The 26849-nt window shown below is 48.9% G+C and carries 25 protein-coding genes; 9 read left to right on the top strand and 16 right to left on the bottom strand.

Annotation, left to right across the window (positions count from 1 at the left end; genetic code table 11):
- Positions 1-3: 3 nt before the first annotated feature.
- Positions 4-5223, bottom strand: a complete 5220-nt coding sequence (locus I2I11_RS05100; protein ID WP_196266600.1) for a PAS domain S-box protein — start codon at positions 5221-5223, stop codon at positions 4-6.
- 197 nt (positions 5224-5420) lie between these two features.
- Between I2I11_RS05100 and miaA the strand changes: the two genes are divergently transcribed.
- Positions 5421-6341, top strand: coding sequence for a tRNA (adenosine(37)-N6)-dimethylallyltransferase MiaA (gene miaA, locus I2I11_RS05095; RefSeq protein ID WP_196266599.1), 921 nt, complete (start codon positions 5421-5423; stop codon positions 6339-6341).
- A gap of 140 nt (positions 6342-6481) precedes the next feature.
- Here miaA and pfkA read toward each other — a convergent pair whose 3' ends face one another.
- Positions 6482-7453, bottom strand: a complete 972-nt coding sequence (pfkA, locus tag I2I11_RS05090) for a 6-phosphofructokinase (protein WP_196266598.1) — start codon at positions 7451-7453, stop codon at positions 6482-6484.
- 373 nt (positions 7454-7826) lie between these two features.
- Here pfkA and I2I11_RS05085 point away from each other — a divergent pair, with 373 nt between their 5' ends.
- The gene (locus I2I11_RS05085) at positions 7827-8219 is read left to right on the top strand and encodes a TerB family tellurite resistance protein (RefSeq protein ID WP_230679903.1); all 393 of its coding nucleotides are present in this window, start codon (positions 7827-7829) and stop codon (positions 8217-8219) included.
- 9 nt (positions 8220-8228) lie between these two features.
- Positions 8229-8564, top strand: coding sequence for a hypothetical protein (locus I2I11_RS05080; protein ID WP_196266596.1), 336 nt, complete (start codon positions 8229-8231; stop codon positions 8562-8564).
- Positions 8565-8597: 33 nt separating this feature from the next.
- Here I2I11_RS05080 and I2I11_RS05075 read toward each other — a convergent pair whose 3' ends face one another.
- From I2I11_RS05075 to I2I11_RS05060, 4 genes are all read right to left on the bottom strand, one after another.
- Positions 8598-9233, bottom strand: coding sequence for a hypothetical protein (locus tag I2I11_RS05075; protein WP_196266595.1), 636 nt, complete (start codon positions 9231-9233; stop codon positions 8598-8600).
- A gap of 59 nt (positions 9234-9292) precedes the next feature.
- Entirely contained in the window at positions 9293-11050 is a 1758-nt protein-coding gene (locus I2I11_RS05070; protein WP_196266594.1) for an SLC13 family permease, read from the bottom strand.
- A 242-nt stretch (positions 11051-11292) separates the two neighbouring features.
- Entirely contained in the window at positions 11293-12480 is a 1188-nt protein-coding gene (locus I2I11_RS05065) for an aspartate aminotransferase family protein (protein ID WP_196266593.1), read from the bottom strand.
- A 171-nt stretch (positions 12481-12651) separates the two neighbouring features.
- On the bottom strand, positions 12652-13377 hold the full coding sequence (locus I2I11_RS05060) for a Dph6-related ATP pyrophosphatase (RefSeq protein ID WP_196266592.1): 726 nt from the start codon (positions 13375-13377) through the stop codon (positions 12652-12654).
- Positions 13378-13559: 182 nt separating this feature from the next.
- Here I2I11_RS05060 and I2I11_RS05055 point away from each other — a divergent pair, with 182 nt between their 5' ends.
- Complete coding sequence (locus tag I2I11_RS05055; protein WP_196266591.1) at positions 13560-13748, top strand: hypothetical protein; 189 nt, start codon at positions 13560-13562, stop codon at positions 13746-13748.
- A gap of 73 nt (positions 13749-13821) precedes the next feature.
- On the opposite strand, the gene I2I11_RS05050 is transcribed toward I2I11_RS05055, so the two are convergent.
- On the bottom strand, positions 13822-14928 hold the full coding sequence (locus tag I2I11_RS05050) for an MBL fold metallo-hydrolase (RefSeq protein WP_196266590.1): 1107 nt from the start codon (positions 14926-14928) through the stop codon (positions 13822-13824).
- A gap of 601 nt (positions 14929-15529) precedes the next feature.
- Here I2I11_RS05050 and I2I11_RS05045 point away from each other — a divergent pair.
- From I2I11_RS05045 to I2I11_RS05035, 3 genes are all read left to right on the top strand, one after another.
- A complete protein-coding gene (locus I2I11_RS05045) occupies positions 15530-15790 on the top strand; it encodes a hypothetical protein (RefSeq protein WP_196266589.1) in 261 nt (86 codons plus the stop codon).
- Between the two features lie 90 nt (positions 15791-15880).
- Positions 15881-16144: a hypothetical protein gene (locus I2I11_RS05040; protein ID WP_196266588.1), complete on the top strand. Its 264-nt coding sequence runs from the start codon at positions 15881-15883 to the stop codon at positions 16142-16144.
- A gap of 323 nt (positions 16145-16467) precedes the next feature.
- Positions 16468-16968 (top strand): TolB-like translocation protein, encoded by a 501-nt coding sequence (locus I2I11_RS05035; protein WP_196266587.1) that lies wholly within the window; start codon positions 16468-16470, stop codon positions 16966-16968.
- A gap of 266 nt (positions 16969-17234) precedes the next feature.
- Here I2I11_RS05035 and I2I11_RS05030 read toward each other — a convergent pair whose 3' ends face one another.
- Positions 17235-17912 (bottom strand): hypothetical protein, encoded by a 678-nt coding sequence (locus I2I11_RS05030; protein ID WP_196266586.1) that lies wholly within the window; start codon positions 17910-17912, stop codon positions 17235-17237.
- A 293-nt stretch (positions 17913-18205) separates the two neighbouring features.
- Here I2I11_RS05030 and pepE point away from each other — a divergent pair, with 293 nt between their 5' ends.
- Both pepE and I2I11_RS05020 read left to right on the top strand, forming a co-directional pair.
- Positions 18206-18925 carry a dipeptidase PepE gene (gene pepE / locus I2I11_RS05025; RefSeq protein ID WP_196266585.1) on the top strand — a complete coding sequence of 240 codons (720 nt, stop codon included), beginning with the start codon at positions 18206-18208 and terminating at the stop codon, positions 18923-18925.
- A gap of 313 nt (positions 18926-19238) precedes the next feature.
- Entirely contained in the window at positions 19239-21047 is a 1809-nt protein-coding gene (locus I2I11_RS05020) for a DUF885 domain-containing protein (RefSeq protein ID WP_196266584.1), read from the top strand.
- 77 nt (positions 21048-21124) lie between these two features.
- On the opposite strand, the gene I2I11_RS05015 is transcribed toward I2I11_RS05020, so the two are convergent.
- From I2I11_RS05015 to I2I11_RS04980, 8 genes are all read right to left on the bottom strand, one after another.
- Positions 21125-21574, bottom strand: coding sequence for a hypothetical protein (locus I2I11_RS05015; protein WP_196266583.1), 450 nt, complete (start codon positions 21572-21574; stop codon positions 21125-21127).
- A gap of 7 nt (positions 21575-21581) precedes the next feature.
- Complete coding sequence (locus I2I11_RS05010; protein ID WP_230679902.1) at positions 21582-22028, bottom strand: hypothetical protein; 447 nt, start codon at positions 22026-22028, stop codon at positions 21582-21584.
- A 35-nt stretch (positions 22029-22063) separates the two neighbouring features.
- Positions 22064-22603 (bottom strand): RNA polymerase sigma factor, encoded by a 540-nt coding sequence (locus tag I2I11_RS05005; protein ID WP_196266582.1) that lies wholly within the window; start codon positions 22601-22603, stop codon positions 22064-22066.
- Between the two features lie 84 nt (positions 22604-22687).
- Entirely contained in the window at positions 22688-23641 is a 954-nt protein-coding gene (locus I2I11_RS05000; protein WP_196266581.1) for a transketolase family protein, read from the bottom strand.
- A 69-nt stretch (positions 23642-23710) separates the two neighbouring features.
- Entirely contained in the window at positions 23711-25102 is a 1392-nt protein-coding gene (locus I2I11_RS04995) for a vWA domain-containing protein (protein WP_196266580.1), read from the bottom strand.
- Between the two features lie 74 nt (positions 25103-25176).
- Complete coding sequence (locus tag I2I11_RS04990) at positions 25177-26037, bottom strand: transketolase (RefSeq protein WP_196266579.1); 861 nt, start codon at positions 26035-26037, stop codon at positions 25177-25179.
- A gap of 172 nt (positions 26038-26209) precedes the next feature.
- Positions 26210-26533, bottom strand: coding sequence for a type II toxin-antitoxin system PemK/MazF family toxin (locus I2I11_RS04985; RefSeq protein WP_196266578.1), 324 nt, complete (start codon positions 26531-26533; stop codon positions 26210-26212).
- A gap of 3 nt (positions 26534-26536) precedes the next feature.
- Entirely contained in the window at positions 26537-26755 is a 219-nt protein-coding gene (locus tag I2I11_RS04980; protein WP_196266577.1) for a hypothetical protein, read from the bottom strand.
- Positions 26756-26849 lie beyond the last annotated feature (94 nt).

The raw sequence follows: 26849 nt of genomic DNA, 5'->3' as shown, positions 1-26849 counted from the left end.
AAGTTATAAGATAATTTCGGTGTAAATTTTACGGTAGTTTTCGTATTGCTCCAGTAGTTTGGAGAAATTCCGGGATACATGATCCAGCCGATCCTGTTTAATGTCGTGTTCCAGTTGCTTGGCAAGCTCAGCTAATTGGTTGATGCCTAACGTAAAGCCAGTGCCTTTCAACTGATGCAATGTACTCAAAATACTATTATAATGTTGTGCCTGGAGCTCTTTTTTGGCTTCTTCTAATAATTCGGCCGCTTCATGCTCAAAATCAATGTACATTTGCCGGGCAAACTCATCGCCGCCTATCTGCCGCAGCTGCTCAACCACCTGCAAATCAATAATATCCTGTGCAATTTCTGTTGCTTCTTCGGGGGCAGGTGCCGGCAGGTTGCTATGCCAGCTCTCGAGTTGCCATTTGCTTATCATGGCGTGCAGATCGGCGCTCTTGACAGGCTTTGATACATAATCGTCCATGCCCTGGCCCATAAACTTTTCGGCATCGTCTTTCATGGAATAGGCGGTCATGGCGATAATGGGCGGACAATCCGATCCGAGTTTTTCCTTGATCAGGTTGGTAGCTGTTACACCATCCATCTCCGGCATTTGTATGTCCATAAAGATGATGTCATACTTGTTGGCAGTAGCCAGCGCAATGGCTTCAAAGCCGTCAGAGGCTATCGTTATCTGGCAGCCGATGCGCTCGAGTTGTTTTTCTGCTACTTTCTGGTTTATCTGGTTATCATCCACCAGCAGCACATTTGGGATACTTTTCAGCTGCTCCATTTCCATGGGCTGGCGCTGGCGCTCCGCCTGTTCCGCTATCTCGGCAGCAGTGGCTTCGCGCACCTTTATGTTAAACCAGAAGGTGCTGCCGGAGCCGGACTCAGACTCTACACCAATGTCGCCGCCGAGCAGTTGGGTGAGCTGCCTGGAAATAGCAAGGCCCAGGCCGGTGCCGCCAAATGTTTTTGTTGACGAGTTATCGAGCTGCGTAAAGTCCGTGAAAAGCAAATCCTGATCTTCTTTGGAAATACCAATACCCGAATCCTTAACGCGCACGTGCAGCAGGTGCTCTTTGCCCTTCAGCGGCTTGCTGCTTACCTTTATACTTACCTCGCCGGCATTCGTAAACTTAATGGCATTGGAAGTAAGGTTGGAGAGTATCTGCAGCAGCCTGGTTTCGTCGGTAATAATGTGGCGCGGGGTTTCGGATGCAATGTTATAGGAGAAGGAAAGATCCTTGTGCTGCGCCCTGTTTGAAAAAAGCGAGAATATCTTGCCCAATGTTTCTTCCAGGTCTACGCCGCCTTCGTGCAGCACCAGTTTGCCTGCCTGCATTTTAGACAAGTCCAGGATATCATTGAGGATGGCCAGCAGGGCATCCGAAGATTTGCGCAGGGTGTCGATGTATTCGCCTTGCTCCGGATCATGGTTTATCTGGCTCAAGAGGTCTATCATGCCGATGATGCCGTTCATAGGCGTGCGCAGTTCATGGCTCATGTTGGCCAGGAACTGGGTTTTCACCTTCAGCAGGTTTTCGGCTTCTTCCTTGGCTTTGAGCAGGGCCACCTGTGTGCGTTTCAGCTCCGATACGTCGCGCAAAACTCCTTCCAGGGCAATGGCATTGCCATCCTTGTCGAATACAAGGCGTGAGTCGAGCAGCACCGTTTTACTGAAACCGTCTTTGTCCACCATTTCTACCTCAATGTCGCGGATAGGTCCTTCAGCCATCACACGCTGTTTAAGCTTATCATGGTCAGTGGGGTTGGCGTAGAAAGTGCTGCTGTGCCGCCCTATTATTTCTTCCTCGCGGTAGCCGAGCAGCTGGGTAACAGAAGGACTCACCAGTTCCAGTATGCCGTTCATGTCTACGCGGTAGTACACATCCTGAAAGGACTCAAAGATGTGGCGGAATTTCTCCTCATTCTCCGCCAGTGCCAGCTGCGAGCCTTTTTTATCGGTGATATCCAAGGCTATACCTGATATTTCTTCGAAGCTGCCGTCTTCCAGGTAAATGGGGTTAAGGTATACTTCGCGCCAGCTCTCCGGATACTGCAGGTGTATTTCGAAGTGCTGCGGCTGCCCCTCAAATGCCAGCTGGTACTTGTTATGCCAGAAAGTATAGGAGTTTTCATGCAACGAAATAAGGGTGCTGTCGTCGAGGCGCGTAAAAGGCTGCAGTTCCTCACCGCTGCGCTGTGCAAAGGTGGAGGCAAAGTTGCGGTTAAACGAAGTAAGCTCAAAGTTGCGGTTCAGCGACCACATGTGGTGTGTGCCGCTCTCAAAAATAGCGTTCAGGCGTGCATTCTGGTTATTTATCTGCTCTTCGTTGCGCTTGCGCTCAATGGCCAGGGCTACCTGGTTAGATATAAAGTGCAGGATCTCGATGTCGCTTTGCACATAAGCATCGGCATTCTGGTAGTCCTGCAGCGTAATCACACCAATAATGCGATCGCCAATAGCCAGGGGTGAGCAAAGTATAACTTCGGGCATGGCGCCATATACTATAAAGCCCTCTTTTTCCGACAGCTTCCGCAGTTCCTCCTTCTGCATGTACAGCGGCTTGCCCGTTTCTATAATGTATTCGCTCAGCCCAACAGAAAAGGGGCGCCGCATCATGGGTTTGGCACCCTTATCCAGAAACTGATCTATAAAGTATACAAAATGCAGTTGCTTGTGCTCATTGTCGCAGAGGGCAATGTAGATGTTCCGCGTCTCAATAATTTTGCTTAGCTCGCGGTGAATGGCCGTATATAGCGCGTTCAGATCTTTGCTGCTGATGGCCAGGTTGGCAATGCTATAGTATACTTTCTGCAGGCGCTCGGCTTTGATGCGATCGGTAATGTCGTGCAGAATGGCGCGTGTGGCCACAGGTTGTCCGTCCTGCCAGCTGCAGTTAATGCTGCCAATCAGGTGCACCGGCTTGCCCGCTTTTGTCAGAAATACCGTCTCTATCTTGTTCACATACTCCCCTTTGTAGAGGTTGCGCAGCTGGTAAATAAGCTTGGCCCTGTAATAAGGGTGAACAATGTCATCGAGCGTGAGTGATTCAATGTCCTGGTCAGAGTAGCCCAGGCGCTCTTTCCAGGCCCGGTTTACAAAGATGAATTTGTTGTCAACAGAGATGTTTTGGATCAGGTCATGGGCATTGTCGAACAGATCCTGCAACCTGATTTTGTTATCTTTCAGGGCCTCCATCGCGATGCGCTTGTCGGTCATGTCCTTGCCCACGCTGGTGATGCCTGTAACTTCGCCATCGGGCCCATACTCCAGCATGCAGTTCCAGCGGATGGTTTTTAGCTGGCCAGATTTTGTGACAATATCACGCTCATAGTAGGCATTCAGCTGCCGGGTTTCCAATATTTTTACAAACTCTCCAAAACGGCTTTCCCGGTCTTGCTCCTGTACCAGCAGTTTATAAAAATTCTGCCCCAGCAGCTCCTCACGGCTGTACTCTGTATACTTCAGGAAGTAGTCGTTTGTAGATGTGATATTGCCTCCCGTATCCAGGCTAAAGTAAACGAGGTTTACTTTGTCCATAAAATTACGGAACTGCTCCATGGATTCCTGTACAATCTCGGCCCGGCGCCGGGCCAGCAAAGCGGCTTTGCGTTTGGTAATATCCCGCTTAAAAGCCTGCACATAATACTCGCCATCAATCATGATGCGGCTGATGTTGATTTCGGAGTCAAAGAGGGTGCCGTCGCTGCGCCTGTTCTTCCATTCAAACGTAATGGGAGCACCGGTTTTGAGCACCTGTTCCATCAGCAGCGTTACTTTATCGGACGAGCGCATGCCATCCGGCTGGAACTCAGGCGAAAAATCATTCGGCGTTTTATTGATAAGGTCTTTGCGGCTGCAACGAAAATACTTCAATGCTTTCTCGTTGCACTCTCTGACTACACCATCGCTGCTAAAGAGAAGTATGGCATCGTAAGAGGCCTCAAAAAGCAGTTTATACTTGTCGGCGGTGGTATTTAGCTGGTGCTGTAACTGATGCTGCGCAATGTAGTTCCCTATGGCCTCACCGATAAAATCGAGCAATGCGGCAAAAGATTGCGACATTTTAGAAGTATCCGCAGGCCATAAGGCGATGATGGCCAACAGCTCCTGGTCGCTGGTGACTGGCACCAGCGTCAGTGTACGGTTGAGTTTCTCCTGCATCAGGCGGGAGGTATCTGCCAGGGCCTTTCGCTTCTGGGAGGTTATCAGTTGCCGGGCCGTTTCCGCCTCTAAATGCAACTCTTCCGGCAGCAGGGCAGCCTGTTCTGTTTTGCCGGTTGTGTACGTTAAACGCAGTTGCTCGCTGGCAGGGGAATAAGTATACACGCAGCCACCTGTTACATCACTTTTCTGCAGCAACTCATTCAGCGTGGACTTCAGTACTTCCTGCTGGCTGTCGGAGGAGGAGAGATTGGTGAGTAGCTGGTTGATAAACTCGAGCTGGTTGTTGCGGAAACGCATATTCTGCTCCATGTCTATCACTTCGTTCAGGTTTTTGGCTGAACCAAGTATAACATCCTGTAACTGGAACGTACCTTTCTGCAGCGTAATCTCAACAGGCAGCAGATCGTTGTTTTTCTCCCGCAGCCACCACTCAAACTTTTGCGGTGTGCCGGCAAGTGCCTGTTGCAACTGCCCTTTCAGCGAAACGCGCTCAAACAGATTAAGGCCGAAACTGCGCAGGATGGATTTATGTAGCAGTGCTTCCTTTTGCTGGTGCACCAGGCTCATGGCACTGCGGTTTACATCAATAAAGCAGCCGTCACAATCCAGGATAAAAAGCGGTTCGGAGCTGTCTTCAAACACACTGTAGTAACTGTCGCCGTCAGATGGAACTAGGGCAGACGGCTGCCCCGGATCGGGCAGTTCCAGGCAAACGAAGGAAGCACCCTGGTACTGCAACAGGCGGCAGTTATACTGCTGTGCGGCACAATTGCTGTCTGTTGCCTGCGGCAGTTCGCCCGTTATTTTCTTCTGCTCCTGCAGCTCCTCTACCAATTGCGCAAATGCCTTTTCTGATATACCCAGTAACTCATGTGCATACCTTGCTGCATCTTTAGCCTGCTGCGCGGCGGAGCCGTCTTTCAGGGCCAGTACCTGCCCCGAGGGGAGCGCTACGGCAAGCCTGTGAACAGGCGGCGCCAGTTGCGCCAGCACCTGCAGCAAAGCGTCTGCCTGCTGTGTTAACTCACTACTACCGGGTTGGCAATCTGTTAAATATGGCATTATGACTTGTTAAAAAGGTACTATATAAATCTGAGGCGCTGTGCACCTTTCAGGCATCAAAGTTTACGATTTATACTATAAATTTACAAAATAATTGCGGCCAAAAAGTCATCCCGCTCCCAACAAAAGAGAAGTATAATCCGCAGCAGAAAATACCCGGCTCAGTCAGAAGCAGGCGACGGCAAGTATAACACCCTATGGCAAACAGTACAAAAAAAAAGCACCTGATAGTAGTGGCAGGACCGACGGCGGTTGGCAAAACCGATCTGAGCATACAGTTAGCCCGATACTATAAAACAGAAATTATTTCGGCAGACTCGCGGCAGCTCTACCGTGAGATGCAGCTGGGTACTGCGCGGCCCACTGCTGAGGAGCAGCAGGGAATTGTACATCACTTCATCGGATCTCACAGCATCAGCCAGGCATATAGTGCGGGTATGTATGAGCAGGATGTGCTGTTGCTGCTGGAGCAGTTGTTTGCTATACATGATGTGGTGATTCTGACCGGCGGATCAGGGCTGTATGTGCAGGCCGTATGCGAGGGCATGGATGAGATGCCGCAGGCCGACCCGGCCATACGGCGGCAACTGACAGCAGTGCTGCAGGAGCAGGGACTGGCTCCTTTGCTGGCGCAATTGCAACAACTGGACCCCGTTTACTATGCGCAGGTAGACAAAGCAAATCCTCAGCGGGTAATACGGGCGCTGGAGGTATGCCTGTCGGCGGGGCAGCCTTATACTTTGTTCCGGAAAAGCAGCCGGCCACAGCGCCCATTCAACTGTATCAGCATAGGCCTCACCCGCGACCGCGCTGAACTATACCGGCGCATCGATCAGCGCATGGATCAGATGCTGGCGCAGGGATTGCTGGACGAGGCAAAAGCCCTTTATCCTTACTGCGAGCACAATGCGCTGCAAACGGTAGGGTATAAAGAAATATTCGACTTTCTGGATGGCAAGTATGACTGGCCGGAAACTGTGCGCCTGTTAAAGCGCAACAGCCGGCGCTATGCCAAACGGCAGCTTACCTGGTTCCATAAGTATCCGGCCTTTACCTGGTTCAAGCCCACACAATGGCAGGAGATACTTGATTTTATTAATTACGAGTTACGAATCTGAAAGGTAGTTTTGAAAAAGTAATACCGTTGCCCTTGCTCGCCTATGGCGGGTATGAGCTATAGAGCGGCCGTAGTTCTAAGCAGCAGCACTTTTTGCTACTACCAAAGGAAGTATAACCATTCGCAATTCGTGATTGAAAATTATACCGACAGAATATCTACCATCCGGATGTAGTACGGGTTTATAGGCTTGATTTTAGTGATGGTGTCTATAAATGGCGTGTATACCAGTTCGCGGTTCGCAATGCCAGCCATTTCGTTTGTCCGCCCTTCCAGCAATCCTTCCACACACGCTATGCCCAGCTGGCTGCCCAGCATGCGGTCGGCTGCCGTAGGAGCGCCCCCGCGCTGCACGTGGCCCAGAATGGTGCAGCGGGCATCCATATGGGGCAAAGCGCTCTGTACCTTACCGGCAATTTCTGTTACATGGCCGGCCACATCGCCTTCCGCCACTATCACAATAAACGATGTTTTAGAACGGCTCCAGCCGGTGCGAAGCGTATCCACCACCTTTTCTATGGTTGTTTCTGATTCCGGAATCATTACGATTTCGGCCCCGCCGCCAATGGCGCAAGGGATGGCAATATAACCCGAATCGCGGCCCATTACCTCGATAAAGAACACACGATCGTGGCTGTCCGCTGTATCTCTGATTTTATCAATGGCATCCAGCGCAGTGTTCACGGCAGTATCATAGCCAATGGTATAGTCAGTGCCGTAAAGGTCGTTGTCTATGGTACCGGGGGCGCCTACAATCGGAATGCCGTACTCTTCATGAAAAATATTGGCTCCGGCAAATGTTCCGTCGCCGCCAATAGCCACCAGGCCATCAATTTCATATTTTTTTAGCTGCTCGTAGGCGCGCTGGCGTCCTTCTGCAGTCATAAACTCTTTGCTTCGCGCAGAATGGAGGATGGTGCCCCCCTTCTGAATGGTATTGCTCACCGAAAAGGATTCTAATTTGGAAATCTCTCCTTTCACCATACCATTGTAACCGCGTTTGATACCGTATACTTCTAATCCATGGTACACCGCTGTGCGGACAACAGCTCTGATGCAGGCATTCATGCCTGGTGCGTCGCCGCCAGAAGTAAAAATACCTATCTTTTTCATGATAGTGTCTTATGTTTTGTTTAGCTTAGTTGTGATAATTGGGCAGACAGCTGTTATGCTAGCGGTATACCAGCCTGCAAGTAGCACAGAATTTTTAATTGAATGTTAGTTGCTTCAGGGGCAAACGTAAAAAAAATGCTTTAGCATGTCTCTAAAAAAATAGAAAACCGTATGTGATAACTGCACAATAAGTGTGTTTGCGACCGTCTGCCAGCGTTGCTGTAGCCCGGATGACTGTTGATTATTTTCAAAATTTGCAGCTATTTGGTGCCAGCGAAATTACTTACGATACAAATTTAATTACGAATTAATAGATTTTAACATAGATAGGCAATGTATGTTTGGTTTTTTTGAGAGTGATGAAATAAAAAGGTTGAAAAGTCATATTACGAACCTTGGGGCACTCGCCAAAATTGATGGTCACCTGGACCCATCCGAAATGCAGTTTATTGTGTCGATTGGCAGAAAAAACGGCATGCGGCCCAGCGAAGTGCGTGATTTGCTGGCAAATGCCGGCAAAGTGGAGCCGCAACTGCCTACGAACGATTCTGATCGCTTTGATCAGATTTACGATTTGGTAGAAATGATGCTGGCAGATGGTATTGTAGATGAAACAGAGATGGATTTCTGTATTAACATGGCGGCCCGCCTTGGCTTTAAAGAAACTATTGTCGGGGTGTTGGTGCGAAAGATTTCATTGGGAGTGAAAGACGGCCAGTCGCGTGAACATATCAAAATGGAGGCACAGTCTTTCTTTAACAGTTAATCAGCAAAAATGAGAGGGTCCAGACCTAATAGTAATGTATTGTTTATTTTTTACGGGTGCCTGTTATTGCTACTTGGCTCCCAGTTTCTGATGCGTGATACTTCTATCATGTTTCACCTGCACGGGCAGTTGCCGGTTGTTTTTCTGGTGCGTCTCGGTGCATTCTGGTGTATCGGCATCATTGCAGCGGTGTTGCTGTTTTTGCTGTACCTGCACCAGAGCCGCGTTTTTATATCGCGTACCGATAAGTTGTACGCCATCCGCTTAAGCAAGCTTATACTTACCTTTGTTACCACAGGCGCGGCTCTTTCGGCGGCAGTTATTTACTACCTGACTACTTTCTAATAGTAAAAGCCGCGGTGCGGCCTTCTGTTCAGCTTAATCGGCCGGGCTGTAAGGTTCAAATTTCCCGTTCTGGTAGAGGTATGCTGTATGGTTGGCTGCATTTCCGACGCCAAGTGCATCGTTTGGCGCTGCCGTGCCGCCTGCTGTGCTTGTATTTTCTATAATTTCGCCTTTGTCTATCAGGTATAAATAATAGCTGCTTTTAAGGCTGTCTTGTTCGTTAAGCAGTTTGTCCTGTTTCAGTTCATATAATTCCCAGCTGCCATCTCCGGCGTCCAGTACGGCTGCTATCACCAGGTTTCTCTGCTGCTGTAGCTGCAGGGCATAATCCTGGCGGTTGTCACCGTTAAAATCACCGTGCACCAGTGTAGGGCCCTGTTCACCGGTAGCAGCATTTTGTTCTGCCATGGCGGTCAGTTCCGGCTGTTTCCAGCCCGGGTAGCGCTGTTCCAGCAGTTGCAGTACCGGCTGGGCTATGGGCAGCGTCGGGGAGATAGTTTTCTCATCGGTTTTCAGGGCGTCCTTCTTTGTGTTTGCTATGGTGTCCAGCGCCTGTCCGTCGGCACCTACCTCGATTTGTTCATCTGTTACTTCTTCGTTTTTAGGAGAACAGGCTGCCATCGCCAGCAAAAGCAGTAGCGGCCAGCCTGTAGGGAGTATTATTTTCATAGCTTATAGTATAAATTGGTGCTTATACTATCATACTTACTCGTATAGCGCCTGCGCTGTTACAAAGGCCAGAAAACAGGCACCAGCAGCAGGATAACCGCTACCAGCAGCAGCGTAAGCGGAGTGCCAATCTTAATGAAATCCCTGAACTTATACTTGCCCGGGCTGTAAACCAGGATACAGGCAGGCTCAAAAGGCGTAACCAGCGATACGGAAGCAGCCAGCATGATGGCAATGGCAAAAGCCCGCGGGTCGGCATGGAGTTCGGTAGCGGCGCGCAGGGCAACGGGCACTACCACCAGCGCTGCGGCAGCATTAGACATCGGCTGCGTCAGCACAACTGTCAGGATAACGAAGCCGGCCAGCACAGCTATTTTCCCGAAATCACCAACCAGATTTATAATGCTGTGTGCCAGAAAGTCGGCTGCCCCGGAATTTTCCATGGCTGTTCCAAAGGCCGTCATACCGCCAATCAGCACAAGCAACTTAAAGTCGATAGCGCTGTAAGCTTTTTCTGCGCTGATACAGCGGAAAAGGATGCTGCAAATGGCTGCCAGCAGAAATGCAATGGAAAGGGGCACTACCTGCAGCGTACCCAGCAAAATGGCCAGCGCGAAACAGGAGATGGCAATAATGCCCTTTCGCTTTTTGTACAGCACCGGCTCAAACTCATCCAGCAGGGCCACATTGTAGGAGTTGCGCATCTGGGCAAGTCTTTCCGACGATCCCTGCACCAGCAGCAGGTCGCCGAGCTGCAACTGTATGCTGCCAATTTTGGAACGGAGCGTTTCGCCGTGGCGCGAAATGGCGATTACCACCAGTCCGTAACGCTGCAGGAAGTTGATCTCTTTTACGGTACGCCCAATCAGGTTAGACTGACGCACTACCAGCAGTTCGGCAAGTTTGATGTTTTCCGTCTGCAGGTCTTTCTCCAGTATTACGTCGGCCATAATCTGGATGCCCTTCGTTTCCTTTACTTTTATCAGGTTCTCCAGATCTCCCTCCACCAGCAGCACATCATCTGCGTTGATGCGGGTACGAAAGTCAGGCAGGAAGTTTTCTTTGCCGCGGATGATGTTGAGCATGCGGAAATGAAGCGAAGTAAGGTCTGAGGCAAACACCAGTTGCCCTACCAGCGGCGAGTCGGGCATCACTACAATTTCGGTGAGATACCGCTGCAATTTGTACTCTTCGGTTAGTTGCTGGTCATCCCGGTTCGGCAGCATACGTTTGCCGATGGTAACCATGTAAAGCATCCCAACCATAAAAATGATGAAGCCAATGCCTGAAATCTCGAAAAGCCCTATAGGGGCCAGGCCCACTTTGGCAATGTAGCCGCTCACAGCTACGTTGGTGGAGGTGCCGATAAGGGTACAGGTGCCGCCAAGTATAGCTGCATAGGCAAGCGGCATCAGTAGCTTGGAAGCGCTCTGGTTGATGCGCCTGGAGAGGCCCACCAACGGGGTAACAAACATGGCCGTTACGGTGGTGTTGTTCATAAAGGCCGATACAATGCCCGTTACCAGCATTACTACAAGCAACATCAGGCTGGAGCTTTGCCGTGCCAGCCGTGCCAGCCGGATCACTGCAAAGTCGAGTATGCCGGTTTCTTCCAGGGCAGCGCTTAGTATAAAAACCGAGGCAATGATAATGATAAAATCGCTGCTGAAGCCGGCAAACGCCTCCTCAGCTGTAATGATGCGCGCACTGGCCAGAATAATGAGCATGATAAGCGTGACCAGCTCAACAGACAGCTTTTCTGTAGCAAAAAGAATCACTGCTATGACCAGCAGGGTTAGCACAAGGGCTATTTCCATAAAACCGTTGGGTTAAGTATACTTCAGAAGTAAGTATAACTTCGGCTTTTACGTACTGCTGGCGCTGGGGGTGGTGTTTTGAGCTAAAAAGTTGGAGAGTTTAGTAGTTGAGGAGTTAGAGATTTAAAGAGTTAGAGAGTTAGAGAGTAGAACTGGCCCATCTTCTTTTATGGTGTAGGAGTCCGGCACTTCTTTTTTTCTCCTGGCCAACTCTTTACTCTCTAACGCTCCAACTTTCTAACTCAAACCACCTCATCGATGGAGCGAAGTATAATAGCGCACGCTTCCCGGATTTGTTCTTCGGAAATTGTTAGTGGCGGTGCTATGCGCATGGAGTTGTCGCAGAACAGGAACCAGTCGGTGAGCACGCCGTTAAGTATGGCGCGATCTATTACGGCTTTCAGCACCGCAAACGACTCAAATTCTGCTGCCATCAGCAGGCCGCAGTTGCGGATGCTTCTGATGCGCGGATGCACCAGCAACTGCCTGAACAACATTGCCTTTTGTGCTACACCGGCGAGCAGGTTTTCATCCTGTATAACTTGCAGCGTGGCCAGCGAGGCGGCGCAGGAAACCGGGTGCCCGCCAAAAGTTGTCAGATGGCCCAGTATCGGATCGTTTTTAAAGGCAGCCATAATTTCCTGTGGCGCAATAAAAGCGCCAATGGGCATACCGCCGCCCATACCTTTGGCACACAGCAAAATATCCGGCTCGATGCCGAACTGCTCAAAAGCCCAGAAGGTGCCCGTGCGCCCGAAGCCGGTTTGTATTTCATCCAGTATCAGCAAGGCGCCCACCTCGGTGCAGCGGCGGCGCAGTTGCTGCAGGTAATCCTGATCGGGTATGCGTACGCCCGCCTCGCCCTGCACGGCCTCGATGATAACAGCAGCAGTGCGACGGGTTATACTTTCCAGTTCGGCAATACTGTTGTGTTGGATAACGCGGACATCCGGCAGCAGCGGCCGGAACGCATTTTTGAAATCCTCGCTGCCGCTTACCGACAAAGCACCCTGGGTAGATCCGTGATAGGCGTTATGACAGGAAATCAGTTCGGTGCGGCCCGTGTAGCGTTTGGCCAATTTCAAGGCTCCTTCCACAGCTTCGGTGCCGGAGTTAACGATGTACACATTGTTGAGGCGCGGAGGCAGCGTACTGCAAAGGGCCTGCGCCAGTTGTGCCTGCGGCGCCTGCACAAATTCGCCGTACACCATCAGGTGCATGTATTTATCTAACTGATCGTGTATGGCCTGCACCACGCGCGGGTGGCGGTGCCCTACATTGCTCACACCAATGCCCGAAATTAAATCCAGGTAGCGATGGCCTTCGCGGCCATACATGTACACGCCTTCCGCTTTCTCTACCTCTATCATCAGCGGAAAATCTGATGTCTGCGCCTGGTGTTGCAGAAATAATTGCCTCATCGAAATCATAAAGCAAAGGTAGTTAATTGTGCTCTATAACCGTTCAGGCAACCATACTTTGCCCGTGCTGTATCCCGGCATCTGCCTTTATACCTGCGGGTGCGGAAGGACGTGGCTTTTATGCAAGTATAAATTTGGAGGACGCTGGCGTTATACGATAGTCTTTCCCACGGATTGCAGTCAGGGAAGTAAGTCGCAGAACCAGAAGCCGGTGTCAAAGGCTGGTTTATCTTCTTTGGCGTAGCAGTTGTCGTCGGGATCGGAAGCGGGCGCGTAGGTTTTGTGTACTTTTTCACCTACCGTAAATTTTACAGGTGATGTAAAGACAGGGCCATCATACACGAACGTATGGAACTCGCCATTTTCGCCTGCCGGATCTACGCCTGCCGGCAAATCCTGCAGAAAAGCTTCATCCAGGGCACGTCCGGCAAAGGAAGCATCCAGCAGGCGCCCGTTTACGCATACTACTACAGCTTTAAAGCCCAGTGCAATAAATTCCCGTACCAGTTCGCCTGTTGGCTGCCCCCACAGTGGGAAAACAGCTTTCATATGTACCTGTGCCAGTTGCTTTTCGCGGTATTCCCGCAGATCCTGCAGGTTGATATCTCCGAAAATGGCATGCGTTATACCTTGCTCCTGCAGCGGGCGCATTGTCTTTTCCATCAGCTGGTTATAGGCGCTCATACTCGCATCCTGGGGCAGCAGTACCTGCTTTAATGGCAGGCCTATACTTTGCGCCTGTTGTTCCAGCAGTTCCTGCCGCACACCATGCATGCTTACGCGCTGCGAAGATTCGCTTAGCGTTGTCAGCAAATATTTTATACTATAATGCTTTTGCTGCAGCACATTATAAAGACAGAGCGCCGAATCTTTGCCACCGCTCCAGTTAAAGACGCTTGTATACATCAGAGAAGAATCTGGAAGACACAAAAGTATAAAATCTGCCACAGGCACCAAACTGGCAGAAGATATCAGGACAAAACCAACCGGCCAGTAGTCTTTTCGCGTAAAACTAACCGGCAACACATAGAACAGCTGCCGGATAAGGTAATTGCACTGATAATTGAATTAATCAAAAAGGAGGAAAAATGCCACAGGGAGATAAATCGGCTTATACCGACATACAGAAACGCAAAGCAGAACACATCGAAGAAGGCTACGAAGATCGCGGTGTGAGCAAAGAGGAAGCAGAGAAACGTGCCTGGGCCACCGTAAACAAGCAGGATGGCGGCGGGAAAAAGAGTGGCTCCGGCAGGGCCAACCACAAGAAAGATTAGCGTTAGCTTACGTAACAGCCGTTTATTAAACTATAAGAGCCGGAAACAGACCACTGTTTCCGGCTCTTATAGTTTAAGGATAATTATTGGTATGTTCAATGGGGTTGTCGTGATCGGGGTCGATGCCGGGCGGAAAGCCGGGCGCTACACGGTTGTGCGAGAAAGGGCGGTGCTGCAGTGGCCGGGCTTTTCTTTCGTTGAAAGCGCCGCCTGTGGGGTAACGCTTTTGCGGCCTGCGGCTTTTGAGTGCGGCAAACACAATGCCTGCCAGCGCCACAGCACCGGCGGCAGCCAGCACTTTAGGCACGGGGCTGCTTACGGGCGGCGGCACCGACACCACGCCCTGCTCGTCGGTAATGGCGGGGGTGTGCACATAGCGCCCACGTTCCGGAACGGCTTCTATCCAGAAATCTTTTACCAGCTGGTCCAGTTGCCACTGCAGCTCTTTGCCTTTCATGGGCAGCCCGTGGCCGGTGGCGGCAATGTCAGGGTTCAGGTTGGCCAGTTTTTCTACGGAATGTTGCGCTGCGCCCCAATCGGAAGTATAATAAGCCGGCGGGCCATGCACTTTGCGCTTTTGCGTCAGTACGGCCATCCCCGACTCGCCATCACGCGTGATAAAAGCATCCCCTGCCACCAGGGTGCGGTCGCTCTCCCGGAAAAAAGAAACGTGCCCGGCGGTATGCCCCGGGGTGTGCAGCCAGCGCCAGCCGGGCAGGCCGGGCACGCTGCCATCGGCAGGCAGCAGTTCCAGGTTGCTGCTTATGTCTATCGGTTTTTTGGGGTACATAAAAGCCATGTAGGCCATGGCGCCGCCGCCTACGCTGGGGTCGGGTGGCGGGTAGCTGGATTTTCCCGTCAGGTATGGGAACTCCAGCGGGTGTGCGTATACCGGTACCTGCCATTCGGTGGCCAGTTCCCGCAATGATCCGATATGGTCGAAGTGGCCATGGGTGAGCAGGATGGCTTTAGGGCGGGCATCTTCGCCGAAAATTTCAGCTGCTACTTTCTTTATCTTATGCTTGTATCCGTAAAGGCCGGCATCTATCATTACCCAGGTGCCGTCCGGCTCCGCGATAAAGTACATGTTTACGAAAACTGTTTTTAACCCCCACAGGCCTGGCGCGACCGGAAAAGACTCCTCAATAATAGGGTGAGATTTACTTGAAGATGCATTCATACCTGATAAAGTTTGTTTAAAGATACTGACAAAGCGACTGCCATCATTAACTACGTGCCCCAACCAAAAGGGTATACCCGGCGCCGGGCCATACTGCAGGCCGGGGTACAAATGGCTTTTCAAATTCCACGGTTGTCTCCTAAGTTATTTATTCCAGGGAGCAGTACAAAACACTTTTAATTTAAATCATTTAATACAAATTGCTTAACCATACTTTGTTTATACTTTTTGCTAACCTTCGCCTCCTATGTATAGTCTGGCTTCTTACAGTTGTCTTCCTCAAACGGGCTCATTTATGATGCATAAGGAGTGTACATCTTTCCTGAAACAAGTGCAATGTTTATACTTCCGGAACGACAAAATTCGGGTAAGGCAGCAGGAAGTTTAGTTTTTATTGCTTAACTTAGCTTAAAGCACCTGAAGCAGGTAAGTATAAAATATTAACAACTAATAGCCCGGCCGGAATTTAGCAGGTAAAACAGGCATGGCAGACGTATTAGCAGAGGCACGCTTTTTGCTTCTATCTGGCAGCTATTCATTCCTTTGCCTGGCGTTTCCTGGTTTGCAGGAATTATTTATCTTTCTGAAAAGTTTATAAGACATGGTTAACTTATTTGTACCCCCCAGCTATATGGCCGTTTATGCAAAATGTGTGGACGCGTCGATGCCGGCGTTTGAACCGGACGAGTGGATTGATGAAGGGAAGGTTTACGGTGTAAAGCATTTTACGGAGCCCCTGAACCAGGGCGAAGGATTTGCGGTAACCATTGTAGATGAGGATGGCGTGGAAATTCACCCGTCGCCATCGCACTGGAGCTTTGCCTCCACGCGGTTCGAGCTGTATACCCTGCATCTGAACTAGACCAAAATCAGGATTTTTACGTTTAACCCATAAGGCTGCCCCGTGCAGCCTTTTTTATAGTTGTTGGTTTCGCGTAGTATTTGATGATCCATGATTAGCGCTGAAGAATTTAACACGCTCCCGCCGCGCCACCAGGCAGCACTGGTGCTGGAACAAGGCCATTACCTGCATCACCGCATCCGGGGCTGGTGCAAAATAGATTTATACTGGCTCCACGACTTTTATGTGGAGCTCTGGTTTCTGTACGACCTGAAAAGTATCGGCCTTGTCCGGGCACTCACCAATTATACTTCCCTCGACCCCTACGCCGACACCATCAAACTCCGGCTGCCCACTCACAAAGAAAACGAGTGAGAAGGGGCTGCTGGTAAAATGCCAATAAGTATGAACTATTCTGTTACCCTCTGAGACTATAAGTTAACAATAAGTAATTAAGCTTGCTGTCCTTTTACTTGCATGGTATATCTACTATATAAATTAATATTGTCTATGGGAATCAACAAAAAATAGTATGTTTGTGCGTTAAGCTCAAGTTGTTGTGTTAAATTGAGGTTAATACGGCATTAAGTTCTTCTTATTGAGAATGCTTATGTTTTAATTGTTGCCACTACCTATTTGACACGTCAGCGAAGCCGAAAACTGCATCTTAAAAGAGTAGGCGAAATAAATACGCATTAATGAAAAAAATATTTATGGGTTCTGCTGCCCTGACAACATTCGCAATTTCGATGCTTGTCTTTCAAATGAGTTGTAAAGAAGATGCTATTGCTCAACCAAGCTCAGATTATACTTTGCCAACTGCTACAACCTCAACCTTAGGTGGAATAATTGTAGGTGATGGGCTTGATATATCAGGTGATGGAACTTTATCTATAAAGTCAAAAAAAAATGAGAGATTAAATTTAGTTTTATATAGTAAAGATATAGCTTCTGGGAACGAACTATGGTTATGTAATATAGATGGAAGCGACAACCATAAAATTCCTATTTTTTTACCTGAAGGATATAAGATAACAAATGGGGCAAGATTAACACCCGACGGAGCAAAAATTGTTTTTGGTGTTACAAGTTCATCAGATATGTATATTTATACTTGTGATGTAAATGGCAGTAATCTTACAAAGATTGTTGACGACGGACCTACAAGCCAATACTATTCCTTAGAAGATGTTTATTAACGTAGATGCAAATACTGGTATTCAGCAGAGTAATCCATCAATTAAATGCCTATCGGTTTTTTCTATCAGCCAGCTTCAACGAGTTTGCAAGTGACTCAGGATATGTTACAGATATTAGCCTTACCATTTTCCCCCCTTTTTTTTAAGTTGTATTTTTTTAGATAACCTATCAACGACATCTATTTAGTATGTGTGCTAACAAGGTATAAACAACGTGCAAGGCCGTCGGCCGTAGCATGATGTTTATACCTTGTTAGCGGTTGTTTTTATTTGAGTTCTGTTGAAGATAATTTATCAAGTGTACTTAGATAAAGCCAAAAAGGTCCAGACATACCAGATAATTCATTATATCTTTTATTTATTCTATAGACATCAAGAGCTCTTTGAAATCTACTGTATTGAATTTCATCTAATTCTTTTAATATGTCGGGAGTAAGAAATGAAATATGTGTGTATAGCTGTTTAGAAAGAAATTTATCAGATTGAAAGTAATACTCAAAATATTCAAACCAGTCGTTTGGTGTAAAGCTTGGGTTACCAATTATTTCAGGTGGCTTTGTAGTTAAAATTATATTGTCGCATATAGGTGCAAAGTCTTCTAACTTGGGCATCTTGTCAGGTATTGCAAGCCCTTTCCTTTGATATAAGTCCTTCTTTATAAAGAATAAACCAACACCAAAAGTCTTAAGTCTGTCATTAATAGAAGGATATAATATTTTAGCTATCCTACGATTCTCCAAATGCACTACAACATAATAAAATATCCCTGATGCAATCACTGAACAGAATAAATTAAATGTAATTTCTCCAACTCTGTCTGCGTTCGGAAATATGTTATCAATGTCAATAAATAGTAACTTATATAATAATATCCAGATTAAGCAAATAATACACGCCAACAGTACCCTTTGATTCAGAGTAGTTTTATCAATTTTTGTTTTCAAGTTCAAAGTGAATTACAAGTTCAAAGTGAATTAATGGACATCATTTAAAATTCCTGCCAACTACTGTATAGCAGGAACTACTCCTGCTACCCTCCCAAATCCGGCGGATATATGTAACTGAACTAACGAATATACTATATATTCAGAACATTATGATGTAAACGACAGATATTTTGTCATGAGCCTTATAACAACATGCCTTATGTCGCAGTTAAGTCCGCTGGTGTAATAGCTCAAAATCCCTCACTTAAAATTCCACCCACTCATACTTCAAAAATCTATACTTTTGAAGTATGAGCAGAAACCTACTTTTAATCAGCACCTCTACTACGCATGGCACCGGCTACCTGGAGCATGCCGAAGACGAAATAAAGAAACTGTTGCAGGGCAAAAAAAGCCTATTGTTTATACCTTATGCCCGCCCCGGCAGCATTTCCCATAAAGATTATACTTCCAAAGCACGGGAGGCTTTTGAAAAATGGGGTATAAACGTAACAGGCGTGCAGGAGCACAGCGATGCCCTGAAAGCGGTAAACGAGGCCGAAGCAGTGTTTATAGGCGGCGGCAATACTTTCCTGCTGCTTCGCCAACTCTATGCCAATCACCTGGTAAAGCCGTTGCAGGAGCGCGCAGCCAAAGGCATGCCGTACATGGGCACCAGTGCCGGAACCAACGTGGCCGGCAAAACAATCGGTACCACCAACGATATGCCAGTGGTGCACGTGAAAACGTTTGATGCCCTGCAACTGGTGCCCTTCAACATCAACCCGCACTACCAGGACCCCGATCCGGATTCTACACACATGGGCGAAACGCGCGAAACCCGCATCATGGAGTTTCACAACCACAACACACAACCGGTGGTGGGCCTGCGGGAGGGAAGTATGCTGCGCATCACCGGCGATAAGATTGCACTGCTGGGGCCGCTTCCGGCGCGCGTGTTTTTACAGGGCCAAAAGCCGATGGAATTTAAACCCGGCGATGATATCAACTTTCTGATGGATGCAGTCTGAAAGAGCCAAAAGCAAAGTATAATAGAACAAAGGTTTAAGGAAGAAAGCCCCGGCAAGTATAGGATATTAGCTTGCCGCGGGAACATCCTATACTTCAGCAGTAAGTATAAAACGGTACCTTGCCTGGGTTTATAGCCATTGTTGGTGTTTTTACCGATACTCCTGACTAGAAGACACATGACAAGGACGAATATGATGCTTTAGCTACATGCGAAGGCGGTTCAGGGAAAGCCTTTTACCTGGGCAGCCGGCCTTGTATAAGTTTCAAAATATAATTCATACTTTGAGCACTGTAAACAACGTCGTATTATCTATGAGAAAATACCCTTTCGCCTTGTATGCTGCCATGGCTTTGGCCGGTTCGGGCACCATAGGCTGCACCAATTCTAACGAAAAAAATGCTGACACCGAAACCATGCAGGAAGCACAGAACATTGACCAGATCTTCAGTAATTATTATGAAGACCGGCTGAAACTGTTTCCGTTAGAGGCAACCGCCATTGCCGACAAACGCTACAACGACCAGTTGCCTAACGATATCAGCCAGGAGTATAAGGAACAGGTGCGGGCATTTTACCAGAAGTACCTGGAGCAGATAAACAAGGTAGACCGCGACAAGCTGAACGAGCAGCAGCGCACCAGCTACGATATTTTTAAGTATGAAATGCAGATGGCGCTGGAGGGACTCGACCAGCCCACCGAGCTTATGCCGCTGAACCAGTTCTGGGGCTTGCCTATTACGATGGCCCAGTTAGGCTCAGGCGCCGGCAACCAGCCTTTTAAAACGCCCGAGGATTACAACGATTTTCTGGGTCGTGTTCAGGCTTTTCAGGTGTGGGGCGACACGGCCATTGCCAACATGCGCCGGGGTATGGCCGTAGGCGTGGTGCTGCCGCGCATGCTTACCTTAAAGGTGCTGCCGCAGCTGCGGGCCATGGTGGTAGACGATCCGAAGCAGACTATTTTCTGGGACCCTATCAAAAACATGCCCGAAGACTTTACTGCAGCCCAGCGCGATACCATTACGCAGGCCTATGCCAAAGCTATAAAAGAACAGGTAATCCCGACGTATCGTAAGCTGTATGATTTTATGCAGAACGAGTACCTGCCCAAGAGCCGCAGCACTTCCGGCATCAGTGGTGTACCAGGCGGAGATTCGACGTACCGGTACCTGGTGCGCTACTGGACAACCACGAACATGACGCCGGATCAGATTTTTGAGATCGGGCAGAAGGAGGTGGCCCGTATCCGTGGTGAGATGGAGCAGGTAAAAGAGCAGGTTGGTTTTAAGGGAGATCTGAAAGCTTTCTTTCAGTATGTAAAAACAGATCCGAAATTCACGCCCTTCAAGAAGCCGGAAGATGTGCTGGCTGCTTTCGAAGCCATTCATACCCGTGAGCAGCCGCAACTCGACAAATTATTTGGTATACAGCCAAAGTCTAAGTTCGAGATCAGGCAAACGGAGGCTTTCCGGGCTGCATCGGCCAGTGCAGAGTATAACCCGCCTGCACCCGATGGGTCGCGTCCTGGTATTTTCTATGTGCCTATCCTGGATGCTGCCAAGTATAACATGGTGGGGATGGAGTCGCTGTTTCTGCACGAAGCAATTCCGGGCCATCACTACCAGATATCTATTCAGCAGGAGCAGGAAGGCTTGCCGAAGTTCAGGCAATATGCCTGGTATGGAGCTTTTGGCGAAGGCTGGGCTTTGTATTCTGAGAGCCTTGGCAAAGAACTTGGCCTGTACACAGATCCTTATCAATACTTTGGCCGCCTGAGCGATGAAATGCACCGTGCTATCCGGTTGGTGGTAGATGTGGGCATGCACGCCAAAGGCTGGACGCGCGAGCAGGCCATTCAGTATTCGCTGGAGAATGAACTGACCAGTGAAGCAGACGCCACTGCAGAAATAGAACGCTACATGGCTATTCCGGGCCAGGCGCTTTCTTACAAAATTGGCGAACTGAAGATAAAAGAGCTGCGACAAAAAGCACAGCAGGAACTGGGGGCCAAGTTTAAACTAAGCGCTTTTCATGATGAGATATTAAAAGGAGGCGTAATGCCGCTGGAAGTGCTGGAGCAACGGGTGAACGAATGGATTTCCGCGCAAAAGAAAGTATAGCCGGCCCAAGAAGCTACAAAAAGAAAGCCCTGCCGCAAAGCGGCAGGGCCATTCATTAAACAACTTTTAGCCAAAGGTCATTGCTGCGCGTGTTTGCCGTCGAGGCGCCTGAGGAGCAGCTTCGTAAATTCGTGTTCGGCGCGGTAAAGCTGGGCCAGCTGCCGTGTCGATATCACGCGCTGAAACTTTGCCGCATATTCTTTTTCCAGGTTAAGTACTTTCTGGTCCCTTTCAAATCTGTTGTTGATGAGCGTCTTGATCTCCTGTTCGCTCATCTCGTTCAGCGATACTCTTTTTAAAGAGTTGGAGGAAGTATAAAGATCATGGCGCCTGGCTTCGTATTCGTTGTAAAGAGGCCAGAATTTTTGCGATTGTTCCGGCGAAAGGCCCATTTTATCTGTCAGGAAGGCTGTTTTAGCAGCTTCTATTTTTTCCTGCCGCTCTTTGTGTTTATCTGCCTGCGCAAAGGCTGCTGTGCCAGTAAAGGTGAAAAGGGCAAGCAGCAGTAGTATGGTAGTTTGTTTCATGGGTGTTTTAAAAATTCTCGTCTTCAATAGGGTGATATTCAAGCTCTTCTTCAGCCGCTCTCTGACTTACATTCAAAAAGTCTGCCGTTAATTCCTGCCCCGACAAAGAAGTTAGATCTGCAAAGTCAGCTGTTTCCAGTTGCGCGTCGTTGCTGGTCAGGTAATCTACTATCTCTGCTTCGGCCAGTGCGGCAAAATCAGTGGTTGCCGGCTCCGGGCTTCTCGAAATATTGAAATAATATACACCTGCAAAAACCAGCAGCAGGACCAGCGGCGCTAAAGCCAGCCGCAGCGGACGCCACAGGCTTTGCTGCCAGGCCGGCTGCGGCGCTTCGGCAGCAGCCGTGCGTGCCATAATGCGCGTGGGCAGGCGTTCGAAATAGTTTTCCGGCACCTGGTACATGTTGCGCTTCGGTACATCACTCAGTTTAAAGTCCTTCCTCATCTCTGTCATATTCTGCCTGTTAGATGTAATTGAGTGGCAATAGTTTAATCCTGTTGTATGTATTCCTCAATCTTTTTCACGGCAATGTGATAAGATGCCTTTAAAGCGCCTACAGAGGTGCCCAGTATCTCGGACATCTCCTCATACTTCATTTCATCAAAATATTTCATGTTAAATACCAGGCGCTGTTTGTCGGGGAGACGCAGGATGGCCTTTTGCAGTTTCAGCTGTATTTCGTCTCCGGCCAGCTCCGGCGATGCTTCCACTTTCTCCAGCAGTTCGGCGGTAACATCGTTGATAGGGAGGAAAAATTTTCTTCTTTTACTGGAAAGAAAGGTGAGGCACTCGTTGGTGGCAATGCGGTAAATCCAGGTATAAAGCTGTGCGTCCTGGCGGAAGTTTTCCAGGTTCTTCCATACTTTGATGAACACCTCCTGGGTCAGGTCGTCGGCATCATCATGGTCGATCACCATCTTGCGGACATGCCAGTATACTTGCTGCTGGTACTTCCGGACAAGCTGGTTGAAAGCCAGATTGCGGCTTTCGGGCTGGGCGAATTTTTCTAAAAGCTCTTTATCTTCCAAGAGGTGTTATTCGTTGATCGTTACTCGTTGATCGGAATGATTCGCTCTCCGGCTAACGAGTAACGAACAACAAACAACGAATAATTATTTACGGGAAATGGCGCGTTCAGCGGCGGCTACAATGCTTTGCTCATTCAGGCCATACTTTTCCATCAGCTCGTCAGGGGTGCCGCTTTCGCCGAAAGAATCGTTTACAGCGACATACTCCTGTGGCAGGGGCTTGTTTTTAACCAATACCTGCGCAATGCTGTCGCCCAGGCCGCCGAGTCGGTTGTGCTCTTCGGCAGATACCACGCAACCGGTTTTTGCCACCGATGCAAGAATTGCAGCCTCATCAAGGGGCTTGATAGTATGAATGTTGATGATTTCAGCAGAAATGCCTTTCTCGGCCAGGATATGTCCGGCAAGTATGGCCTTCCATACCAGGTGGCCGGTGGCGAATATACTTACGTCGGTACCTTCGTTCAGCATCAGAGCTTTCCCGATTTCGAATTTCTGATCGGCTGGCGTAAAGTTAGGCACCACCGGGCGGCCGAAACGCAGGTATACGGGCCCTTCATAACTGGCTATGGCAATGGTGGCTGCCTTGGTCTGGTTATAGTCGCATGGATTAATTACGGTCATGTGCGGCAGCATTTTCATCATGCCCAGATCTTCCAGTATCTGGTGCGTGGCGCCGTCTTCGCCCAGCGTGAGGCCGGCATGCGAGGCACATATTTTCACGTTTTTACCGGAATAAGCTACTGACTGGCGGATCTGATCGTAAACACGTCCCGTGGAGAAATTGGCAAAGGTGCCGGTATACGGAATCTTACCGCCGATGGTCATACCGGCCGCCAGGCCAATCATGTTTGCCTCTGCAATACCAACCTGGTAAAATCGCTCAGGAAATTCCTTTTTAAAGGCGTCCATTTTTAGCGAACCCGTCAGGTCGGCGCAAAGCGCTACAACATTGGGGTTATTGCGGCCAAGTTCCGCTAAGCCGGCACCAAAGCCGGAACGGGTGTCTTTCGATTCTGAGTAAGGGAAATCTTTCATATGTATAATTTTTCTCTTAAAAGGCTGTTTGGTATGAATTGCGAATTTTGAAATTCGTAATTTTAAAATTTATCTGTTAAAAATTTTTACGGTTGTGGTGGCACCCGATCTGATGGTGAAATCCTGCACATCGGTAAACTTGCTGCCCTGGGCAGATTTGGTGCGGTAAACGAATTTATACCTGCCCGGTTGCAGCGCCAGGGTTATTTTGCTGTTGTCTTCCGGCAGGTTGCATACCCATACCTGTTTGCCACTTTCGTCTAAACTATAAATACTGCCGTAGCCCTGCACCTGCGTAGGTATGGCCAGCTGGCCGGGCGGCGGTATGCTAATGTCGCTGGTTTGTCCCTGCTTCACTTCCACATCTTTGAGATAAATGCGCGGCATCGTCAATACCTCCAGGTCATACTTACCTGCCAGGTACTTGTGCCTGTTGCCAAACACCTGCACGTTCAGCGTCTGGTCAGAGCCGTGCTGCCGCACAATTGCCGCCAGCTGCCCGTAAGGCGAGGGGCCGCTCTGGCGCAGGTACAGCGTGCCCTGCGGCGCTTTTACCCGGATAACGTTCGGCTTTCCGGGCTCAATGGCAAGATTCCGCTCCACTACGGGCGGCGTGGTGTTCACCACCAGGTCATAAGGGAGCAGTGCGTCCACTTCCAGCATATCGGGTGTGCCTTTGCTGTCCAGGTAATGTACATAATTATACTCCGGCTGCCCGTTTAGCGCATTCAGGAAAGTCATGTTCACGTTCGTTTCCACGGGCTTTCCCTGTTCGTCCAGCAATTCCACGCGCACCGTTGTCTGGCTCAGGGCCTGCGTTACAATCTCAGTCAGCACGTTCTCAAAAGTCTGCACGTCGGCGGCGTTAAAATACTGCCCGATGCAGCTTAGTTGCTTTTCAAATTCCGGCTCTATGCCAATGCCAATCACAAAGGGCCGCAGAAAGATATGCTTTTTCTGCAGCGCCAGCGACATGGCACAAGGATCGCCGTTGCAGGATTCCAATCCATCCGTAATCAGGATAACCACATTCCTGGACTTATCCGCCGGGAAATCGCCTGCCGCCTGCTCCAGCGAGTAGGTAATGGGCGTGTTACCCCGCGGTACTATCTGCTGCAGCTTCTTTTTAATCACCTCCGCATTACGGGCAGCAAAAGGCACTTCCAGCTTGGTGTCCTTGCAGTCGTTGCGCTCACGGCCGAACTGATGGCCATACACGCGCAGGGCAACTTCCACATTTTCGTAGCCCTGCAGCGAATCGACCAGGTGGGCCAGCAAGTTTTTGGCTACTTCCATGCGGTCGCTGTCTTCCCACTTGGCCAGCATGCTGCCCGAAGCATCCAGCAGAAAAAGGATACGCGTTTTAGGCGGCTTTTTCTCCTGACACAAAGCTGTGCTGCCTGCTGACAACAATATCAGCAAAAAACAAAATGCTGCAAAGGTGCGGTGCCAGTTAGCCATAGCCGGGAATCCGTTGTTGGTTGTTCGTTATTTGTTAATCGAAAAACGAATAACCAGCAATGAACAACGATAAATTAGTAGTCCGCGGCTTCGTTAACGGCCAGTTGCTGCAGTGCTTTTTCCAGCTGCTCGTCGTTTGGCGCTACGCCGTGCCATTTGTGCGAGCCCATCATAAAGTCCACCCCGAAGCCCATTTCTGTGTGCATCAGTATCATTACCGGCTTGCCTTTGCCGGTGGCAGCTTTGGCTTCATCCAGCGTGGCGAGTAGTTGCTTAAAGTTATTGCCTTCCGTTTCCAGCACATGCCATCCGAAGGCCTCAAACTTGGCATGCAGGTCACCCAGGCCGCCTACTTCATCTGTGGAGCCGTCTATCTGCTGGTGGTTCCGGTCTACGGTGGCAATCAGGTTATCTATTTTATGGTGAGGCGCATAAATGGCAGCTTCCCAAATCTGGCCTTCTTCCAGTTCTCCGTCGCCCATCAGCACATACACCAGGCTGTCGTCGTTGTTGAGCTTTTTGGCTTGTGCCGCGCCTGTAGCAACAGACAATCCCTGGCCCAATGAACCGGAGGCTATACGGATGCCTGGCAAACCCTCTTCAGTAGCCGGGTGGCCCTGCAGCCTAGAGTTCAGCTTGCGGAAGGTAGCCAGCTCTTTTGGATCAAAGAAGCCGGCGCGCGCTAGCGTGCTGTACCAGACCGGCGAGATGTGGCCGTTAGACAGGAAGAACAGGTCTTCGCCCTTGCCCTCTATGGTAAAATCAGTGCTATAGTTCATCACTTTAAAGTATAGCGACACGAAATAGTCGGTGCAGCCAAGCGAACCGCCCGGGTGGCCGGAGTTAACGGCATGTACCATGCGTACAATGTCGCGGCGCACTTGTGCGGCCACCTGCTTCAGTTCGTCGATGCTCTTGTTGTATGGGTTTTCCACGTTGTTTTATGTTAAGGGTTGAGGCTAATTTGTTTAATAGTTGTTACGCATGTATGGCTTTAGGAGCAGGTAAAGATACTTTCATAAAGTTGCTCTATGCTTTTATTTTTGTATGTCAATCTTGCTCTTTTCGCTGCCTACTTGTTATTTGTTTCTGGTTGTAGGTGCCTTTTTAATTTATGAGTAAATCGAATTTCTCTTTTACAGTCTTTCTTGTGCTACTATCAATTTTGCCTATTACTAATTCAACTAAAGATTTTTCAAGTGTAGCAATTTTATGAACTCTGATAACAGAGGGGAGTTTTAGGCCCATCTGTTCCCATTCCCTGATCAGAATATCAAAATCACTTTCATAAATTTTACTGGTGATGCGGCAAACTATAATATCTTCGTCATCAGAGTTGTGTAGTAGCAATGCTGGCCTTCTTTTGTAAGATTGCCCGTCTGTATAAGGGAATTTTAACAAGACAATATCTCCAGCCTCAAGTGTATTCATGCTTTAGTAAGTGTCATAGATTGAATCCGATGCAGCATATCCTTTTAGAAATTGCTCTCTGTTCATATTACTAAACATTTGTTCCTCATCGGTATCAGTATCATCTATTAAAATCATCACTCTGATGTCCTTATCGCTTGCACCTTTAAGCTGAGACTGAATTTTATCAGGTATCAGGATTTGATTATCTTTTAGCCGCGTTTGAAATTCGATTGCTCTCATAAGTATACTTTCCTGTTAACCGGCTAATGTACATCATTCCTGTGAGGGTATGAAATTTTTTTATACTTGCTGTTGTTACCGAATGAGATAAGTA

The organism is Pontibacter rufus, assembly GCF_015694705.1.
Lineage (GTDB): Bacteria > Bacteroidota > Bacteroidia > Cytophagales > Hymenobacteraceae > Pontibacter > Pontibacter rufus.
This window is presented reverse-complemented; position numbering and strand designations above follow the sequence as displayed.

Coding starts and splice junctions, on each gene's coding strand:
- I2I11_RS05035 (WP_196266587.1), top strand. CDS start 16,468: ATGAAAAAAATATTTATGGGTTCTGCTGCCCTGACAACATTCGCAATT.
- I2I11_RS04980 (WP_196266577.1), bottom strand. CDS start 26,755: ATGAGAGCAATCGAATTTCAAACGCGGCTAAAAGATAATCAAATCCTG.
- miaA (WP_196266599.1), top strand. CDS start 5,421: ATGGCAAACAGTACAAAAAAAAAGCACCTGATAGTAGTGGCAGGACCG.
- I2I11_RS05100 (WP_196266600.1), bottom strand. CDS start 5,223: ATGCCATATTTAACAGATTGCCAACCCGGTAGTAGTGAGTTAACACAG.
- I2I11_RS05050 (WP_196266590.1), bottom strand. CDS start 14,928: ATGAATGCATCTTCAAGTAAATCTCACCCTATTATTGAGGAGTCTTTT.
- I2I11_RS05065 (WP_196266593.1), bottom strand. CDS start 12,480: ATGATTTCGATGAGGCAATTATTTCTGCAACACCAGGCGCAGACATCA.
- I2I11_RS05045 (WP_196266589.1), top strand. CDS start 15,530: ATGGTTAACTTATTTGTACCCCCCAGCTATATGGCCGTTTATGCAAAA.
- I2I11_RS05070 (WP_196266594.1), bottom strand. CDS start 11,050: ATGGAAATAGCCCTTGTGCTAACCCTGCTGGTCATAGCAGTGATTCTT.
- I2I11_RS05015 (WP_196266583.1), bottom strand. CDS start 21,574: ATGAAACAAACTACCATACTACTGCTGCTTGCCCTTTTCACCTTTACT.
- I2I11_RS05075 (WP_196266595.1), bottom strand. CDS start 9,233: ATGAAAATAATACTCCCTACAGGCTGGCCGCTACTGCTTTTGCTGGCG.
- I2I11_RS05000 (WP_196266581.1), bottom strand. CDS start 23,641: ATGAAAGATTTCCCTTACTCAGAATCGAAAGACACCCGTTCCGGCTTT.
- I2I11_RS05010 (WP_230679902.1), bottom strand. CDS start 22,028: ATGACAGAGATGAGGAAGGACTTTAAACTGAGTGATGTACCGAAGCGC.
- I2I11_RS05080 (WP_196266596.1), top strand. CDS start 8,229: ATGAGAGGGTCCAGACCTAATAGTAATGTATTGTTTATTTTTTACGGG.
- I2I11_RS04985 (WP_196266578.1), bottom strand. CDS start 26,533: ATGAATACACTTGAGGCTGGAGATATTGTCTTGTTAAAATTCCCTTAT.
- I2I11_RS05020 (WP_196266584.1), top strand. CDS start 19,239: ATGAGAAAATACCCTTTCGCCTTGTATGCTGCCATGGCTTTGGCCGGT.
- I2I11_RS04995 (WP_196266580.1), bottom strand. CDS start 25,102: ATGGCTAACTGGCACCGCACCTTTGCAGCATTTTGTTTTTTGCTGATA.
- pfkA (WP_196266598.1), bottom strand. CDS start 7,453: ATGAAAAAGATAGGTATTTTTACTTCTGGCGGCGACGCACCAGGCATG.
- pepE (WP_196266585.1), top strand. CDS start 18,206: ATGAGCAGAAACCTACTTTTAATCAGCACCTCTACTACGCATGGCACC.
- I2I11_RS05055 (WP_196266591.1), top strand. CDS start 13,560: ATGCCACAGGGAGATAAATCGGCTTATACCGACATACAGAAACGCAAA.
- I2I11_RS05060 (WP_196266592.1), bottom strand. CDS start 13,377: ATGTATACAAGCGTCTTTAACTGGAGCGGTGGCAAAGATTCGGCGCTC.
- I2I11_RS05040 (WP_196266588.1), top strand. CDS start 15,881: ATGATTAGCGCTGAAGAATTTAACACGCTCCCGCCGCGCCACCAGGCA.